This is a genomic window from Tabrizicola aquatica, from assembly GCF_002900975.1.
Lineage (GTDB): Bacteria > Pseudomonadota > Alphaproteobacteria > Rhodobacterales > Rhodobacteraceae > Tabrizicola > Tabrizicola aquatica.
On record NZ_PJON01000003.1, the window covers coordinates 268,723 to 284,257 of the forward strand.

At 66.1% G+C, this 15,535-nt stretch carries 18 protein-coding genes and 1 other RNA gene; 14 read left to right on the forward strand and 5 right to left on the reverse strand.

Annotated features, from left to right (window positions below; translation table 11 throughout):
* Positions 1 to 8: 8 nt before the first annotated feature.
* From gatC to CXR42_RS13180, 8 genes are all read left to right on the forward strand, one after another.
* A complete protein-coding gene (gene gatC / locus CXR42_RS13140) occupies positions 9 to 296 on the forward strand; it encodes an Asp-tRNA(Asn)/Glu-tRNA(Gln) amidotransferase subunit GatC (protein ID WP_103258006.1) in 288 nt (95 codons plus the stop codon).
* Positions 293 to 1,771, forward strand: coding sequence for an Asp-tRNA(Asn)/Glu-tRNA(Gln) amidotransferase subunit GatA (gene gatA, locus CXR42_RS13145; protein ID WP_103258007.1), 1,479 nt, complete (start codon positions 293 to 295; stop codon positions 1,769 to 1,771). Before gatC ends, gatA begins: the two co-directional genes overlap by 4 nt.
* 31 nt (positions 1,772 to 1,802) lie before the next feature.
* Positions 1,803 to 2,558 carry a hypothetical protein gene (locus CXR42_RS13150; RefSeq protein ID WP_103258008.1) on the forward strand — a complete coding sequence of 252 codons (756 nt, stop codon included), beginning with the start codon at positions 1,803 to 1,805 and terminating at the stop codon, positions 2,556 to 2,558.
* 12 nt (positions 2,559 to 2,570) lie between these two features.
* Positions 2,571 to 3,278, forward strand: coding sequence for an N-acetylmuramoyl-L-alanine amidase (locus CXR42_RS13155; RefSeq protein ID WP_245875443.1), 708 nt, complete (start codon positions 2,571 to 2,573; stop codon positions 3,276 to 3,278).
* Positions 3,279 to 3,289: 11 nt separating this feature from the next.
* Positions 3,290 to 3,720, forward strand: an RNA gene (gene rnpB, locus CXR42_RS13160) — RNase P RNA component class A.
* 105 nt (positions 3,721 to 3,825) lie between these two features.
* The gene (locus tag CXR42_RS19375; protein ID WP_146038071.1) at positions 3,826 to 4,416 is read left to right on the forward strand and encodes an EF-hand domain-containing protein; all 591 of its coding nucleotides are present in this window, start codon (positions 3,826 to 3,828) and stop codon (positions 4,414 to 4,416) included.
* A 100-nt stretch (positions 4,417 to 4,516) separates the two neighbouring features.
* Positions 4,517 to 4,684, forward strand: a complete 168-nt coding sequence (gene rpmG / locus CXR42_RS13175; protein WP_008027883.1) for a 50S ribosomal protein L33 — start codon at positions 4,517 to 4,519, stop codon at positions 4,682 to 4,684.
* A 155-nt stretch (positions 4,685 to 4,839) separates the two neighbouring features.
* Positions 4,840 to 5,532 (forward strand): VIT1/CCC1 transporter family protein, encoded by a 693-nt coding sequence (locus CXR42_RS13180; RefSeq protein ID WP_103258010.1) that lies wholly within the window; start codon positions 4,840 to 4,842, stop codon positions 5,530 to 5,532.
* Between the two features lie 56 nt (positions 5,533 to 5,588).
* Here the strand turns inward: CXR42_RS13180 and CXR42_RS13185 are convergent, their stop codons facing one another.
* On the reverse strand, positions 5,589 to 6,323 hold the full coding sequence (locus tag CXR42_RS13185) for a Bax inhibitor-1/YccA family protein (RefSeq protein ID WP_103258011.1): 735 nt from the start codon (positions 6,321 to 6,323) through the stop codon (positions 5,589 to 5,591).
* A gap of 121 nt (positions 6,324 to 6,444) precedes the next feature.
* Positions 6,445 to 6,654: a DUF1127 domain-containing protein gene (locus tag CXR42_RS13190; protein ID WP_103258012.1), complete on the reverse strand. Its 210-nt coding sequence runs from the start codon at positions 6,652 to 6,654 to the stop codon at positions 6,445 to 6,447.
* 120 nt (positions 6,655 to 6,774) lie between these two features.
* Here CXR42_RS13190 and CXR42_RS13195 point away from each other — a divergent pair, with 120 nt between their 5' ends.
* Entirely contained in the window at positions 6,775 to 7,626 is an 852-nt protein-coding gene (locus tag CXR42_RS13195) for a LysR family transcriptional regulator (RefSeq protein ID WP_180996058.1), read from the forward strand.
* Here the strand turns inward: CXR42_RS13195 and CXR42_RS13200 are convergent.
* On the reverse strand, positions 7,614 to 8,582 hold the full coding sequence (locus tag CXR42_RS13200; protein WP_103258014.1) for an NADPH:quinone oxidoreductase family protein: 969 nt from the start codon (positions 8,580 to 8,582) through the stop codon (positions 7,614 to 7,616). The two genes, CXR42_RS13195 and CXR42_RS13200, sit on opposite strands and share 13 nt — an antisense overlap.
* 367 nt (positions 8,583 to 8,949) lie before the next feature.
* Here CXR42_RS13200 and CXR42_RS13205 point away from each other — a divergent pair, with 367 nt between their 5' ends.
* The 5 genes from CXR42_RS13205 to CXR42_RS13225 all read left to right on the forward strand — a co-directional run bounded on the left by CXR42_RS13205 (position 8,950) and on the right by CXR42_RS13225 (position 12,707).
* A complete protein-coding gene (locus CXR42_RS13205; RefSeq protein WP_103258015.1) occupies positions 8,950 to 9,312 on the forward strand; it encodes a helix-turn-helix domain-containing protein in 363 nt (120 codons plus the stop codon).
* Positions 9,313 to 9,387: 75 nt separating this feature from the next.
* Entirely contained in the window at positions 9,388 to 10,185 is a 798-nt protein-coding gene (hisN, locus tag CXR42_RS13210) for a histidinol-phosphatase (RefSeq protein WP_103258016.1), read from the forward strand.
* Between the two features lie 182 nt (positions 10,186 to 10,367).
* Positions 10,368 to 11,708: an 8-oxoguanine deaminase gene (locus CXR42_RS13215; RefSeq protein ID WP_103258017.1), complete on the forward strand. Its 1,341-nt coding sequence runs from the start codon at positions 10,368 to 10,370 to the stop codon at positions 11,706 to 11,708.
* A gap of 72 nt (positions 11,709 to 11,780) precedes the next feature.
* Positions 11,781 to 12,362: a hypothetical protein gene (locus CXR42_RS13220; RefSeq protein WP_103258018.1), complete on the forward strand. Its 582-nt coding sequence runs from the start codon at positions 11,781 to 11,783 to the stop codon at positions 12,360 to 12,362.
* Between the two features lie 27 nt (positions 12,363 to 12,389).
* Entirely contained in the window at positions 12,390 to 12,707 is a 318-nt protein-coding gene (locus tag CXR42_RS13225; protein WP_103258019.1) for a ribonuclease E inhibitor RraB, read from the forward strand.
* A 261-nt stretch (positions 12,708 to 12,968) separates the two neighbouring features.
* On the opposite strand, the gene CXR42_RS13230 is transcribed toward CXR42_RS13225, so the two are convergent.
* Positions 12,969 to 13,997 (reverse strand): methyltransferase domain-containing protein, encoded by a 1,029-nt coding sequence (locus tag CXR42_RS13230; protein ID WP_103258020.1) that lies wholly within the window; start codon positions 13,995 to 13,997, stop codon positions 12,969 to 12,971.
* 77 nt (positions 13,998 to 14,074) lie between these two features.
* Entirely contained in the window at positions 14,075 to 15,352 is a 1,278-nt protein-coding gene (guaD, locus tag CXR42_RS13235; protein WP_103258021.1) for a guanine deaminase, read from the reverse strand.
* Positions 15,353 to 15,535 lie beyond the last annotated feature (183 nt).

A 15,535-nucleotide genomic window follows, 5' to 3' on the forward strand; every position in this document is an offset into this window, starting at 1 on the left:
AGTGCCCCATGGCAATCGACATCGATACCGCCCGCAAGGTGGCAAAGCTGGCCCGGATCCGGGTCGAGGAAGCGGACCTGCCGAAACTGGCGGGGCAGTTGTCCGGCATCCTGGGCTTCATGGAGCAGTTGAACGAGGTCGATGTGACCGGGGTGGAGCCGATGACTTCCGTCACGCCGATGCGACTGAAGCGCCGGAAGGACGAGGTCAAGGATGGCAACATCCAGGCCCAGGTGTTGAAGAACGCGCCGGATGCGCGCGAGGGGTTCTTTGCGGTGCCGAAGGTGGTGGAATGAGCGCGAATACATGGACCATCGCGACGGCGCGTGATGCGCTGCGGAAGGGCGAGATTTCGGCGGTCGATCTGACCATGTCCTGCCTGACGGCGATCGACGCGGGCGATACGCTGAACGCCTTTGTCCACAAGACGCCGGAGCTTGCGCTGGAGCAGGCGCGGGATGCGGATCGGCGACTGAAGGCGGGTGACGCCCCGGCGATGTGCGGTATTCCCCTGGGGATCAAGGATCTTTTTTGCACCAAGGGGGTGCCTTCTCAGGCCGCGTCGAACATCCTGAAGGGGTTCAAGCCGGAGTACGAATCCACCGTCACGTCCAAGCTCTTCGACGCGGGCGCGGTCATGCTGGGCAAGCTGAACATGGACGAATTCGCGATGGGGTCGTCGAACGAGACCTCGGCCTATGGCAATGCGGTGAACCCTTGGCGCGTCGATGACCGGATGCTGACGCCGGGCGGGTCCTCGGGCGGGTCGGCGGCAGCGGTGGCGGCGGACCTGTGCCTTGGGGCGACGGGGACGGATACCGGCGGGTCGATCCGGCAGCCGGCGGCGTTCACCGGGATCGTCGGGATCAAGCCGACCTATGGGCGCGTCAGCCGCTGGGGCGTGGTGGCGTTTGCCTCGTCGCTGGATCAGGCGGGGCCGATGACCAAGACGGTGCGCGATGCGGCGATCATGCTGCAGGCGATGAGCGGGCATGATGACAAGGATTCCACGTCAGCCGACATCCCGGTGCCGGATTTCGAGGCGGCGCTGACCGGGGATATCCGGGGCAAGGTCATCGGGATTCCCAAGGAATACCGGATGGACGGTATGCCCGCCGAGATCGAGGCGCTTTGGCAGAACGGCATTGCGATGCTGAAGGACGCAGGCGCGGAGGTGCGGGACATCAGCCTGCCGCACACCAAATACGCGCTGCCGGCCTATTACGTGATCGCGCCGGCCGAGGCGTCGTCGAACCTCGCCCGCTATGACGGGGTGCGCTACGGGCACCGCGCGAAGCTGAGCGCCGGGGACGGCATCACTGAGATGTATGAGAAAACCCGGGCCGAGGGCTTTGGCCCGGAAGTCCAGCGCCGGATCATGGTCGGGACCTATGTGCTGTCGGCCGGGTTCTACGACGCCTATTACAACCGCGCGCGGAAGGTGCGGGCGCTGATCAAGCGCGACTTCGAGCAGGTGTTCGCCGATGGCGTCGATGCGATCCTGACCCCGGCCACGCCCTCGGCGGCGTTTGGCTTGGGCGAAATGGCGGATGCCGACCCGGTGAAGATGTATCTGAACGACGTCTTTACCGTGACGGTGAACCTCGCGGGCCTGCCGGGCGTGGCGGTTCCGGTGGGGCTGGATGCGCAAGGCTTGCCGCTGGGTCTGCAACTGATCGGCCGACCCTGGGATGAGGCAGAGTTGCTGAATTACGCACATGTGTTGGAAAGCCGTGCGGGCTTTGTGGCCAAGGCCGAGAAATGGTGGTAATGCGCGGCGAAACCTTGCTCTGAGGGCAGTGATGAGCCGTTCCTTCCCCGTTCCCGCCGCTGGCGCCGTCCTTGCGGCCCTGCTGCTGAGTGCCTGTACGCCGTCCACCTCCAGCCCGTCAGGTTCTGGAGTGGGGTTTCAGGATTACGACAGCTACATCCGTGGCGCGCAGCCGGCCCCTGCTCCGGCAGCGGTGGTGCTGCCGCCGGCCGGGACGTCCCCCGCCGGGGGCTTCGACCCCGCCGCCGCGGCGGCCGCGATTGACCGGGCTTCCGGCGTCACCGCACCTGCCGCAGCGCCGGCGCCAGCCCCGGCCACGCCGGGCCTGCTGACCGATAGCCGCCCGCGTGGCGGCGCGCCGGCCGGAATTCAGGAGGAATCCGGGGAAGTCGCGGGCAATACCGGCATCTCGGACGAGCAGGATTTCAACGCCGTCGCCGCGCGCGAGACGATCGAATCCGACGCCGAACGCATCGCCCGCAACCGGGCGGAATATGTCGTGGTCCAGCCGGGCGATCTGCCACAGCGGCCCGGCGATACCGGCCCGAATATCGTGGAATTTGCCCTGGCCACCAACCATGCGCCAGGCGTCCAGATGTACAAGCGTGGCGGCCTGGGGATGCGCGACCCGAACGCGGCATGCGCGCGCTTTGCCTCGCCCGATCTGGCGCAGCAGGAATTCCTGAGCAAAGGCGGGCCCGAGCGTGACCGGATGGGCGTGGACCCGGATGGCGACGGTTTCGCCTGTTCCTGGGACCCGCGCCCATTCCGCACCGCGCTGCAGTAAGGCCGCCAGACGGTGATCCGCCCGCATCCGTCGCCGAATTTCGGGGACCGGCGTGGCCAGCGGGTTGACCTGGTTGTCCTGCACTACACGGTCCTTGACTGCGCCGGGGCGCGGGAGCGGTTGTGCGATCCTGTGGCCGAGGTTTCGGCGCATTACCTGATCGACCGGGATGGCTCGGTGCTGTCCCTGGTGGACGAGGGCGCGCGGGCCTGGCACGCCGGCGCGGGCAGCTGGGGCGGCGCGGGGGACGTGAACTCGCGCTCTCTCGGGATCGAACTGGTGAATTCCGGGGCCGAACCCTTTGCCGAACCGCAGATGCAGGCGCTGGAAGGGCTGTTGCGCGACGTGCTGGATCGGCATGGGCTGACCGCGCGGGCGGTGATCGGCCACAGCGACATGACCCCCGACCGCAAGTCCGATCCCGGGCCGCGCTTTGACTGGCGGCGGCTGGCGGCGCAGGGGCTGGCGGTCTGGCCGGATCTGTCGGCGATCCCCGACCCCTCTGCCGCGCGGGGGGGCGAAGGCGTTTCGGACGGGATGGCGGGTTTTCTGGCCGACCTTGCAGCTTTCGGCTATCCCGACAGTGCGCCCGAGACCCTGTTGACCGCCTTTCGGCTGCGCTTCCGTCCCTGGGCCTGCGGGCCGCTGGACGATACCGACCGGGCGCTGGCGGCGGGCCTGCGACGGATTGCGGTTGACGGCGGGGCGGGGGACGCCTAACTCAACCTCGCGCGGAGGGCTGGATGACCGCGGGCCCCGGACTTGATCCGGGGTTCGAGGAAAGTCCGGACTCCCGTTGGCAAGGGTGCCGGGTAATGCCCGGCGGGGGTAACCCCAGGGAAAGCGCCACAGAGAAGAGACTTCCACGACCCGCAAGGTTCGCCTTCGGCAAAGCGTGGTAAAGGTGAAACGGTGGGGTAAAAGCCCACCGCGGGACTGGCAACAGGACCGGCACGGCAAGCCCCACCCGGAGCAATGCCAAATAGGGGCCTCGCGCGGGGCTGGTCCTGGAAACGGGATACCGCCGCAGGGACGCCAACGCCCGAGAGGCCCGGGTTGGCAGCTTGACCGCCGCGGTAACGCGGTTGGCAGAGGAATGGTCATCCAGCCCCGGGTCACGGTCCGGGGTGGACAGAATCCGGCTTACAGGCTCTCCGCGCAATTATCACGATCCCGTGCCGCTTGACCTGGAACAAGGCAGAGCGGCGCGTTCAGGCGCCTGCTGACTGTCGGGGCGCACCCGCCCCGGTATGGACAGGAGGCTGTGATGTTCAAGGCAATCGGTATTCTTGCGATGGTCGGGTTTGGTGCGGCGAGCCCGTTGCTGGCTCAGGGACAGCCGGGCTGGGGCATGATGCCTGGGTGGGGCCAGGGTTGGGGCTGGGACATGGGGCCCGGCTGGGGCCAGGGCATGGCGCCGGGCCAGGGCATGGGCCAGGGCTATGGCATGGGCCAGGGCTGGGGCATGGGCCAGGGCTGGGGTCAGGGCCAGGGCTCGGGCATGGGACGCGGGATGATGATGGGCGGGATTGATGCCGACCAGAGCGGCGACATCTCGGCCGAGGAGGCGGCGGCCCATGCCGAGGCGATGTTCGCGCTGATGGATGCCAATGCCGACGGCACGCTGGAGGCCACCGAATTTGGCGCGGGGCGCATGGGCATGATAAGCCCCTGGGGCATGATGCCCGCCATGCAGGAGCGCCACGCGGCGCGGTTTGCTACGCGCGATGGCGACGGGGATGGCAAGGTCACGATGGCCGAATTCCTGGCCGCCGAGAAAGCGCAGTACGACGCCGCCGACGCCGACAAGGACGGCAAGGTCACCCCATGGGAGTTGCGCGCCGCGATGTGGCAATAAGCGCGCCGATAGCGGTTGACTCTGCCCCTAAGACGGATAAAAGGCGGGCTTCAAGGATTTCACCGGGGGATACGGATTCCCCGATGCAGAGGAAACGACCATGGCAAAGCCCGCCACCATCAAGATCCGCCTGAACTCGACGGCGGGCACCGGCCACTTCTACGTGACCAAGAAGAACGCCCGCACGATGACCGAAAAGATGGTCGTCAAGAAGTACGATCCCGTGAAGCGGGAGCATGTGGAATACAAGGAAGGCAAGATCAAGTAAGATCGCGCCGATCCGCTGGATCATGGGGCCGTGTCCGAAGGGACGCGGCCCTTTTCCTTTGCCGGTAAGCCGGCGCTGACGGAACTCTCCGCCCCGCCGCTTGACGCCCCCACTCCCGGGGGACACAGACTTGCCGGTCAGGTCAGGAGATCGTCATGGAACGCAATCACCGGGAAGAACACTATGTCGCGCGGGTCGGTTGGCTGCGGGCGGCGGTGCTGGGCGCGAACGACGGGATCGTCTCGACCGCCTCGTTGATCGTGGGGGTTGCCGCAGCCTCGGGCCGGGCCGAGGTGCTGCTGGCCGGCGCGGCCGGGTTGGCGGCCGGCGCGCTGTCGATGGCGGCGGGGGAATATGTCAGCGTCTCGTCGCAGTCGGATACCGAGGCGGCCGATGTGGCGCGCGAGCGGGCCGAGATTGCCGCCGACCCGGCCGAGGAACTGCGCGCCCTGGCCGGAATATACGAGGACCGGGGTCTGCCGCCCGACCTTGCCCGCCAGGTGGCCGAGGCGCTGCACGCCAAGGACCCGTTGGCGGCCCATGTGCGGGACGAGTTGGGGATCTTCGGGCATAACGAGGCGCAGCCGCTGGTGGCCGCAGGGGCCTCGGCCCTGACCTTTGCTGTGGGGGCGGCCCTGCCTTTGGCGGCGGCAGCCCTGGCGCCCGAGGCGCAGATCGCGCTGTGGGTCACCGGCCTGTCGCTGATCTGTCTGGCGCTGCTTGGGGCGGTGGGGGCGAAGGCCGGCGGTGCCAGCCTGCCGCGCGCCGTGGCGCGGGTGACTTTCTGGGGCGCGGTGGCGATGGCGGTGACCTGGGCGGTCGGCCATTTCTTCGGCGCGGTGATCTGAAACGAAAAGGGCCGGTCTTGCGACCGGCCCCCGCCTGTGTGTCGTCGGACTGCGCGTTATTCGCGGTTGCCCAGGAATTGCAGCAGGAACATGAACATGTTGATGAAGTTCAGGTACAGGTTCAGCGCGCCCATGATCGCGGACTTGCCAAGCCATTCCTGGTCCATCGACTGCGCATGCGCGATGTAGTCGGTCTTGATGCGCTGGGTGTCAAAGGCGGTCAGGCCCGCGAAGATCAGCAGACCGATGACCGAGATCGCGAAGGCCAGGGCGCCCGAGCCCAGGAAGATGTTCACGATCGAGGCAACGATCAGGCCGATCAGACCCATCATCAGGAACGTGCCCATGCCCGACAGGTCACGCTTGGTGACATAGCCATAGAGCGACAGGCCGGCGAAGGCGATCGACGTCACCAGGAAGGTCTGCGCAACCGAGACGCCGGTGAACGCCTTGAAGATCCAGGCGATCGACAGGCCCATTGCGGCGGCAAAGACGTAGAAGAACAGCTGCGCCGCAGCCGCCGACAGCCGGTTGATCAGCGCGCCGAAGGCAAAGACCATGGCCAGAGGTGCGAACATCGCCACCCAGCCGAGGATCGTCATGCCGCCCGTCGGCGTGCGGAAGATCGACAGCAGCGCATCCGAAGTGCCGACCGCCCAGGCCACGCCGAACGTCACCAGCATCGCCACGGACATCAGCCCGTAGACCTTGTTCATGTGGGCGCGAAGCCCTTCGTCGATCCGGGCGCTGGCGCCGACGCCTACGCTGCGGATCGTGTCGTATTGAGCCATTGAAGCCTCCGATGTTGTCCCTAAGGGCAACGCCGGGGGAACCGGCGCGACCTCGTCGTCGAAATATCGGGGCAGGCGCATGCGATTTCAAGAACCTCTACGCGCGCGCGAGAAGAATATGTTAGCGCTTCCAGTGCGTCGGAGCGTCCCAGAAGGGACGGCTGGCTTCGGCCCGGGCCTCGTGGTCGGTCAGGCCGATGTCGCGCCGCAGATGCGGGTCAAGCCGACCCAGCGCCTTGCGGGTGCGGCGGGTTTCCAGCATCGCGGCCAGGGCGGCCAGAAGGCGCGGGCGGCGGGGCAGGCGGGTGGCGGCGAAGGTACGGACGGGCATGGCGATGATCCTTTTCCGTGATGGTGGCCGGTTGGCCGTTCATTTCTGTTGATGAACATGCGCCTCTGTGACATATTTCTCAAACGAATGATTGTGACGAAACCCATCAGGAACTGTGATATGCCCCGCAATCTGGATCTCGCCGCCGTCCGGTCCTTTGTCACCGTCGCCGATGTCGGTGGTGTGACGCGGGCGGCCAACTACCTGAACCTGACGCAATCCGCGGTTTCCATGCAGATCAAGCGGCTGGAAGAGTCGCTGGGACTGACGCTGTTCCTGCGGGCCGCGCGCAAGCTGGCGCTGTCGCCCGAGGGGGAGCAGCTTCTGTCCTATGGCCGCCGGATGCTGGCCTTGAACGATGAGGTGCTGTCGCGCTTCTCGAACACCGCATGTTGTGGGCCGATCCGGCTGGGCGTGCCGCATGATGTGGTTTATCCGGCGATTCCCGGCATCCTGCGGCGCATGGCCCAGGCCTATCCGATGGTGCAGATCAACCTGGTGTCGTCCTTCACCGTGCTGATGAAGGAAGAGTTCGCGCGCGGCGATTTCGACGTGGTCCTGACCACCGAAGAGCATCCCGATCCGGGGGCCGAGGTGCTGTCTGCGCGCCCGCTGGTCTGGATCGGCGCGCCGGGGGGCAATGCCTGGCAGCGGCGGCCGCTTCGGTTGGGCTTCAAGGACAGCTGCATCTTCCGCCCGACCGCGCAGGTGGCGCTGGATGCGGCCGGCATCCCGTGGGAGATGGCGACCGGCGGCGAAAGCGAGCAGGCGGTCGAGGCGACGGTGGCGGCGGACCTGGCAATCTCGGTCCGGATGGCGGGCAGCATCCCGGAAGGGGTCGAGCCGATCAACGGCGACAACCAGTTGCCGCCCCTGGGCGAGATGAAGCTGGCGCTGTACCGCGCGGGCCGGCGGAACGACGAGGCGGTGGACCTGCTGATGTCCGAGTTGCGCTGCGCTTACGGCTGCTGAACCCGGATCACCACCTTTCCGGTGGACTTTCGGGCGCGCAGAAGCTCCAACCCGTCGGGGAAGGCGTCGAAGGGCAGGACCTGGCTGATGTGGGGGCGCAAGTTGCCCTCGGCGCGCCAACGCAGCAGTTCGGCCAGGCTGGCGGCGGTCAGGGCCGGGGCATGGGCCTGAAAGCCGCCATACCAGAAGCCCGAGACGGTAAGGTTCTTGACCAGCAGAAGGTTGGCCGGGATCTGCGGCACCTCGCCTGACGCGAAACCGATCGCGAGAAGCCGCCCCTCGGGCCGGCAGGCGCGCAGGGCGGCGTCGAAGGCCGGGCCACCCACGGCGTCATAGACCACGTCCAGGCCACCCTCGGCGCGCAAACGGTCCTTCAGTCCCTCGGCCTCGCTGTCGATCAGCACGTCCGCCCCGGCGGCGGCGGCCACGGCCAGGCGGTCCGCCCCCCGGGCCGAGGCGATGACGCGGGCACCCAGTCGCTTGCCGATCTCGACTGCGGTCAGGCCCACGCCCCCGGCAGCACCCGTGACGAACAGGGTCTCGCCCGGTTTCAGGCGGGCGACATGGGTCAGGGCGAGGTGCGAGGTGCCGTAGGCGATCGGGAATCCCGCGGCTTCTTCAAAGCCAAGCGCATCGGGCAGCGTGGTCAGACCCGCAGCGGGGTGGGTCAGCAACTCTCCCAGCGCGCCTGCGGTGCAGGTGCCCAGAACCCGCGTTCCCGGCACCGGCCCGGTTGCGCCGGGTCCCAGCGCCAGGACGATGCCCGCGAATTCCATGCCCGGAACGAAAGGCGGGGCCACCCGGACCTGATATTTGCCCTGCGCCATCAGCAGGTCGGCAAAGTTGAGCCCGGCCGCCATGACCCTGACCAGAACCTCGCCTTCTGCGGGAATCGGGTCGGGCAGCGTGACACGCTCTGCCGCCTGTCCGAGGGCTGGAATCTGCCAAGCTTGCATCCGATTGTCCCCGCAAGAATCTTTCTTCGTGCTTCCGGGATATATTCTTTTCAGCATCGTGAACAGTAAACCGCGGCATCGCGCCGCCCGAAAGTTGCATTTTGCGACAAGTCGATCAATTCAATGCAAAATGCAACGCAAAACGAGATTCCCGTTTAAGGCGAGTTCCCCTTCCCTCGGGCGCGCAGAGGGTGCAGCTGGGGACAACTTCGCCGTGTCTTGGCCATCTGTATAATTGACCTTGTCCAAAAGGACAGGTTTTTCGCCCCGACAGGATTTTTATTGGTATTCATCCGTTCCGGCAAAGTTTGGCATGAAAATTGCTTATAGTCCTGTGAGGGGACAGACCTGTAATCTGGAGTAGAGAATGAAACATCCCGTAGACGCCCATGTCGGCAAGCGTATCCGCCACCGCCGTTGGATGGTTGGCATGACGCAGCAGCAACTCGCCGACAAGGTGGGCATCAAGTTCCAGCAGATCCAGAAGTACGAGACCGGGATGAACCGCGTCAGTGCCTCGCGTTTGTGGGACGTTGCGGATGCATTGGGCGTGTCGATCTCGTTCTTCTTTGAAGGGCTGGCGGATGGTCAGGCCGGGGCCACGCAGGCCCAGGGCGACATGATGGCCGACAAAGAGGCGCTGGAACTGGTGCGGTCGTACTATGCCATCCCGGAAGCCCAGCGTCGGCGCCTGTTTGATCTGGCGCGCGTGTTGTCCGAAGCAGCCTGAACTTGACCTCGGCCCCGCGAGCCTTTAGCGCCCGCGGGGCAGGCCCCTTCGGCCTGGGGACGATGGAGGGGCAGGATGCGCGTGACACCGGAACTGGCCGAGGATCTGGTCGCCTGCGCGCATGAACTGGCCGATGTGGCCCGCGTCGCGACGCTGTCGCATTTCCGCAGCCGCGACCTTGCCGCCGACACCAAGGAAACCCATCGTTTCGACCCGGTGACGGCGGCCGACCGACTGTCCGAAGAGCGGATGCGCGCCGTTCTGGCCCGCCGCCGCCCGCAGGATGCGATCCTGGGCGAGGAGTACGGCGCGGCTGCGGGAACCTCGGGCCTGACCTGGGTGCTGGACCCGATTGACGGGACGCGCGGCTACCTGTCGGGCACGCCGACCTGGGGGGTGCTGATCTCGGTCCGCGATGCCGAGGGTGTGCTGTATGGCATCATCGACCAACCCTATATCCGTGAGCGGTTCGAGGGCGGTCTGGGCCGGGCGCGGGTCGTCGGTCCGATGGGTGAGGCACCGCTGGCCGTGCGCGCGCACCGGCCTTTATCCCAAGCGATCCTGTTTTCGACCTTCCCCGAAGTTGGCACGCCCGACGAGGCTGCGGCCTTCCGCCGTGTGGCCCAGGGCGCAAAGCTGGTGCGCTATGGCACCGATTGCTACGCCTATGCGCTGGTCGCGGCCGGGCAGATCGACCTGGTGATCGAGGCGGGGTTGCAGGCCTATGACGTTCAGGCCCCCATCGCGGTGATCGAGGCGGCGGGGGGTGTGGTCACCGACTGGCAGGGCCGTCCGGCGCTGCAGGGCGGGCAGATCCTGGCCGCCGCCAATCGGGAACTGCATGCCGAGGCCATGGCCTTGCTTAACGGCTGACGCCGGGGACAAAACTTTTCGAAAAGTTTTGCAAAATCCTTCGAAGGATTTTGGCGCCCCTTCTGAACACTTGCCGCTGAGAACCGATGCGCTAACTAACGGATGCCGCGCGTGTCCTTCTCCCTTCTGACGCACGGCCCTTGGGCATGGTGCCAGGCCGAAGGGTGCATGAAGGTGCACCCATGTCCGATATCCTGATCCGCAACGCCGATGTGGTGGTGACGATGAACGCCCGCCGGGCCGAAATCGCCCAGGGCGACGTCTACATCCGCGACGGGGTGATCCTGGCTGTCGGAACCGGCCTTGCGGCCTGCGAGGCCGAGGTGATCGACGCCACCGGCTGCGTGGTGACGCCGGGCCTCGTCAACACGCACCACCATCTTTACCAGACCCTGACCCGCGCGGTGCCGGGGGGACAGGATGCGCTTCTGTTTGGGTGGCTCAAGACGCTGTATCCGATCTGGGCAAAGTTCGGACCCGAGGAGATGTTTACCTCGGCCCAGGTCGGGCTGGCGGAACTGGCGCTGTCGGGCTGCACGATGACCTCGGACCACCTGTACCTTTATCCCAACGGCGCGCGGCTGGATGACACGATCGCGGCGGCAGGCGAGGTTGGGCTGCGGTTTCATCCGACGCGCGGCGCGATGAGCATCGGCGAAAGCGCCGGGGGGCTGCCGCCGGACAGCCTGGTCGAGAAGGAAGCCGCGATTCTGGAGGACATGATCCGGGTGGTCGATGCCTTTCATGATCCGAAGCCCGGCGCGATGGTGCGAGTCGGGCTGGCGCCCTGCTCGCCCTTCTCGGTCAGTCGTGAGCTGATGCGGGATGCGGCGCTCCTGGCGCGGGACAAGGGGGTGATGCTGCACACCCATCTGGCCGAGAATGACGAGGATGTGGCCTATTCGCTGGCCCGGTTCGGCTGCCGCCCCGGCCAGTGCGCCGAGGATCTGGGCTGGACCGGCTCTGACGTTTGGCATGCCCATTGCGTGAAGCTGGAAGGTTCGGAAATTGAACTTTTTGCCCGGTCGGGGACAGGAGTTGCGCATTGTCCATGTTCGAATTGTAGACTCGGGTCGGGCATCGCCCCGGTTCGCTTCATGCGGGACGCGGGGGTAAAGGTCGGGCTGGGGGTGGATGGCTCGGCCTCGAATGACGCGGGCAATCTGGTGGCCGAGGCGCGGATGGCGCTGTTGTTGCAGCGGGTGGCGCGGGGGGCGGATGCCATGGCGGCGCGCGAGGTGCTGGAGATCGCGACCCTGGGCGGTGCGCAGGTGCTGGGGCGGGATGACCTGGGGGCGGTGACGCCGGGCAAGCGGGCCGACCTCTGCGTCTGGGATCTGCGCGGGATCGAGGCGGCGGGCAGTTGGGACCCGGTCGCGGCGCTGGTCCTGTGCGGCCCCACCCGGGTGCGCGATCTGATCGTCGAGGGCCGGCAGGTGGTGCTGGACGGGCAGATGGTGACGGTAGACCTGCCGCGCGTGCTGGAACGGCAGCGCGAACTTGCGGTGCGGCTGGCCGGGTAGCGTCGGGTTTTCCCGCCCTTTCGCTTTGCGGGGAAGCGGGTCATGGTCCGGCGAGCAATTTCGGAGACCCCAATGCGCCTTGCCACCTTGATGCTTTCGCTAGCCCTGGCCCTGCCGGTGCAGGCCCAGACGGTGATCTCGGAGGCCAGCGGCAACTGGGCGGGGTCGTCGAACCAGGGGTTCTACTTCCTGGCCCGGCTGAGCCAGAATGAGGACAAGCTGCGGCTGGCGATCTGGGGCGGGGCGCTGGATGGCGTGCCCTCTGCAACCGGAGAGCCGGAGTTCGACAACGCGGCGTTCGAGCTGTCGGCCTTTGCCACCCGGCAGGAGCTGGAGGTGCTGGAAACCCCGGATGGCAGCATCCTGCAGGTCGTGGTGGAGTTCGCCGACGAGGATGCCGAGGGGCGGTCAGTCACGCAGCTGCAGTTCCTCGACAACCAGTATACGGTGGTCGGCTATTATCATCGGTCGAAGTTCTACAATCCCGGCGGCGAGCCTTTCACGTCGGAGTGCGAGGTCGATCTGTGGAACATGACCTCGACCGAGGATGGGGTGACGCGACAGCTGGAGCCGGTCGGCTTCGACGCGCTGAATGCATCCGACTGGACCTGGGGCGCGGCGTTCGACCGGGGCTTCTGCCGCCGGACAGAGTAAGGTAGAAGGCGGGCAGGGAGACCCGTCATGGACCACAATTTCGAAGCCCAGCGTCGCGAGACTTTCGACACCTTCCGGCAGTCCAAGGGGATCAGCCTGCCGAAGACGGCGGTGGTCGAGTATGCCTTCTTCATCGAGGAGCTTGATGCAAGCTGGCCGGCGCTGGAGCGGGCCCTGCGGCTGGAGGGGTTCCAGACCCGGCGGCTGAAGGATGGCGAGACCCTCGTCGCCTCGATCGGGCCGATTCCGGTGACGGCGGAGGAAATCTGGAAGTACGAACGGATCTCGACCAGCATCGCGCTGAAGCATGACTTCTACCCCGACGGCTGGGAGCTGGCGGAGTAGCCGTCCACGCTGGACAGCTTTTGCACGCGTTTGAGGTCAAGGGGTTACGGGGCCCCGTTCAGGTGGTCTTAACCATGCGGGCCGTTTCCGTGGGGCCGCTCCGGTTGGCTGTGCCCACCGCCTCTGGCCTTGGCTGCTGAGACAAGGCAGGCCCCGGTGGCGGGGGTAGGAAGTTGGCGGTGCGAGTTCCTTGCAGCGTCATTTGCGCCCGGCGCGACGGCGCGCCTTGGACGCGGGCCTGACGCCACGAACGCGAAGGGATCAGGCCCCCTTGCCCCTGCGCTTTCGGTTCCAGGTCCGAACAGCGGTATAGGCAGACTTGGGCACGACACTGGCCACGGCACGCTTGGCCGACCGGATGACCCGTTGGCCGGCGATCGACAAAGCGGTCTGACCGGGGCCCGGTTTGCCATACCCGGCTACCCCCAGATTTCGGGCGATCCTGTGCAGCCTTTGGGCACGGGCGGCAAAGAAGGCGTCTTCATCCAGGGCAACGGCTGCGACGGGCTTGCGCAGATGGACGTAGAATTCCAACCCCTGTGTGGCGCTGACCTCGACGATGTCGAAATTCAGCAGGCCCAGATAGCGCAGATCCCACAGCATGTTTTCCAAAGCCGCGCCGAAGGTCACGGTGCAATGCGCATCGACATAGGGCATCTCAGTCTGGAGGTGCTGAAGGTATTCCGCATAAGCGGATTTCAGCATCTGGCGCGGGACGAATTGCCCCGGATCGTCATAGCGCATGTCGCATCCGACCCTGGATGCCCCTTCGACGATATACCCCGAAAGGTTGGCCTGGCTGTCAAAGATCGTTTCAGCGGAAGGCTGCGAGAGGTTGCGGTGATAGGCCGAAAGCCAGTCGGAAAGCCGCGTGGGCATTCGGAAATGGTCGAAGCAGGCCCGACCGTCCGGCACCGCCATGCTGAGCACACCACCGGGGCGCAAGGCACGCTCGCATCCTTGCAGGAAGCGGATCGGATTGGGGAGATGTTCGAAGTTATGCGACGAAACCACATATTGAAACTGACCCTCGCGGCCAAGGGCGGCGATGGCGTCCCCGATATTGCTTGCGTCGCCGACGACATCAACCTCATCAATCTGGTCAATCCAGGTTCCGTCAATATTCGGATCGGTCAGCGCCAATTCCCGCAGGCGGGTCGCATCAAAGACATCGACGTAAAGGACCGGATGGCCGTCTTTCTTGCGAACCAAGGGACGGAAATAGGGCGCAATCTCGATGCCAGGCTCGGAAAGCTTTGCGTGTTTCAGGATTTCGTGGCTGCGGTCCATTACGGCGGTCCAACCTGCAAGAAAACGGCGCACAATCGTGCCGTAATAACCTTGGATAGACCGAACCGGATAGGCGTTCAACCCAGGCGTTTTCCGTTCACCCAGACCTCGGTGATTGCGCGGTCGTCGCCCATCATGATCGTCGGGAACAGCTGTTGCCAAAGGTCGGTGGCGCGGCGGGTGGCCTGTTCGATGGCGGGGGTGGAGGCGAGGTCGACGACGATCAGGTCGGCCTCCATCCCCGGGGCGATGTTGCCAATCCGGTCCTCGACCCGCAGGGCGCGGGCAGAGCCTTGGGTGGCCAGCCACCACAGGTGGGCCGGGTGGAGTGACTGGCCGCGCAACTGGGCGACCTCATAGGCGGCGGCCATGGTGGGAAGCATCGAGAAGTTCGAGCCGCCCCCGGTGTCGGTGGCCAGACCGACGCGCAGGTGCGAGGCGAGCGACATGTCGAAAAGGCCGGAGCCGATGAAGGTGTTCGAGGTCGGGCAGTGGACGAGGGAGGCCCCGGCCTCGATCAGGCGGGCGCGTTCGCGGTCGGTCAGGTGGATGGCGTGGCCGTAGACGGCGCCTTCGCGGAGGAGGCCCTGGGCTTCGTAGGTGTCGAGATAGTCGCGCGACTGGGGGAAAAGGTCGCGGACCCAGGCGATCTCGTCCGTCTGTTCCGAGAGATGGGTCTGCATCAGGCAGTCGGGGTATTCGCGCCAGAGGGCGCCCAGGGCGGCGAGTTGCTCGGGCGTCGAGGTGGGTGAAAAGCGCGGCGTGATGACGTAGGACAGGCGGCCCTGGCCGTGCCATTTTTCCAGAAGGCGCTTGCTGTCATCATAGGCGGATCGGGCGGTGTCGCGCAGACCCTCGGGCGCGTTGCGGTCCATGCAGGTCTTGCCGGCAAAGACCCGCATCCCGCGCGACTGGGCGGCGGTGAAGATGGCATCGACGCTGGCCGGATGGATCGTCGCATAGGAGCAGACGGTGGTGGTCCCGCGCTGAAGGACGAGGTCGAGGTAGCGGTTCGCGATCTCTGCCGCATAGGCGGGGTCGGAGAAGCGCATCTCTTCGGGGAAGGTGTAGGTGTTCAGCCAGTCGATCAGTCGCTTGCCCCAGGACGCGATGATCGCGGTCTGGGGATAGTGGACATGGGCGTCGATGAAGCCCGCGGAAATGAGCTTTCGCCCGTGGTCATGGACGCGGGCTTGCGGATAACGGGCGCGCAGGTCCGCAGCCGACCCGACGGCGGCGATGCGCGACCCGTCGATGGCCACTGCGCCATCGGTCAGGATGCGCGCGGCGGCAGGCCCCTCGGCAAAGGGGTCTGCGTCAAAGCTTAGGACTTGGCCCAGGATCAGGTCGGTCATTTGGCCCCCTTTGAACCGATGCAGGGTAGAGCCTTTCAGGGCAGCGGTAAATTTTCCAGTGCGGATCACGGCTTGAAACTGTTTCGCAAAAGCGCGAAGGCGCGGATGGTTGGACTTGGGCCGGCGACAGGCTTTGCCGAGGCCGCGAAAGCGGACTAGGGTTGGCCCGAAGTGACGGAGGGC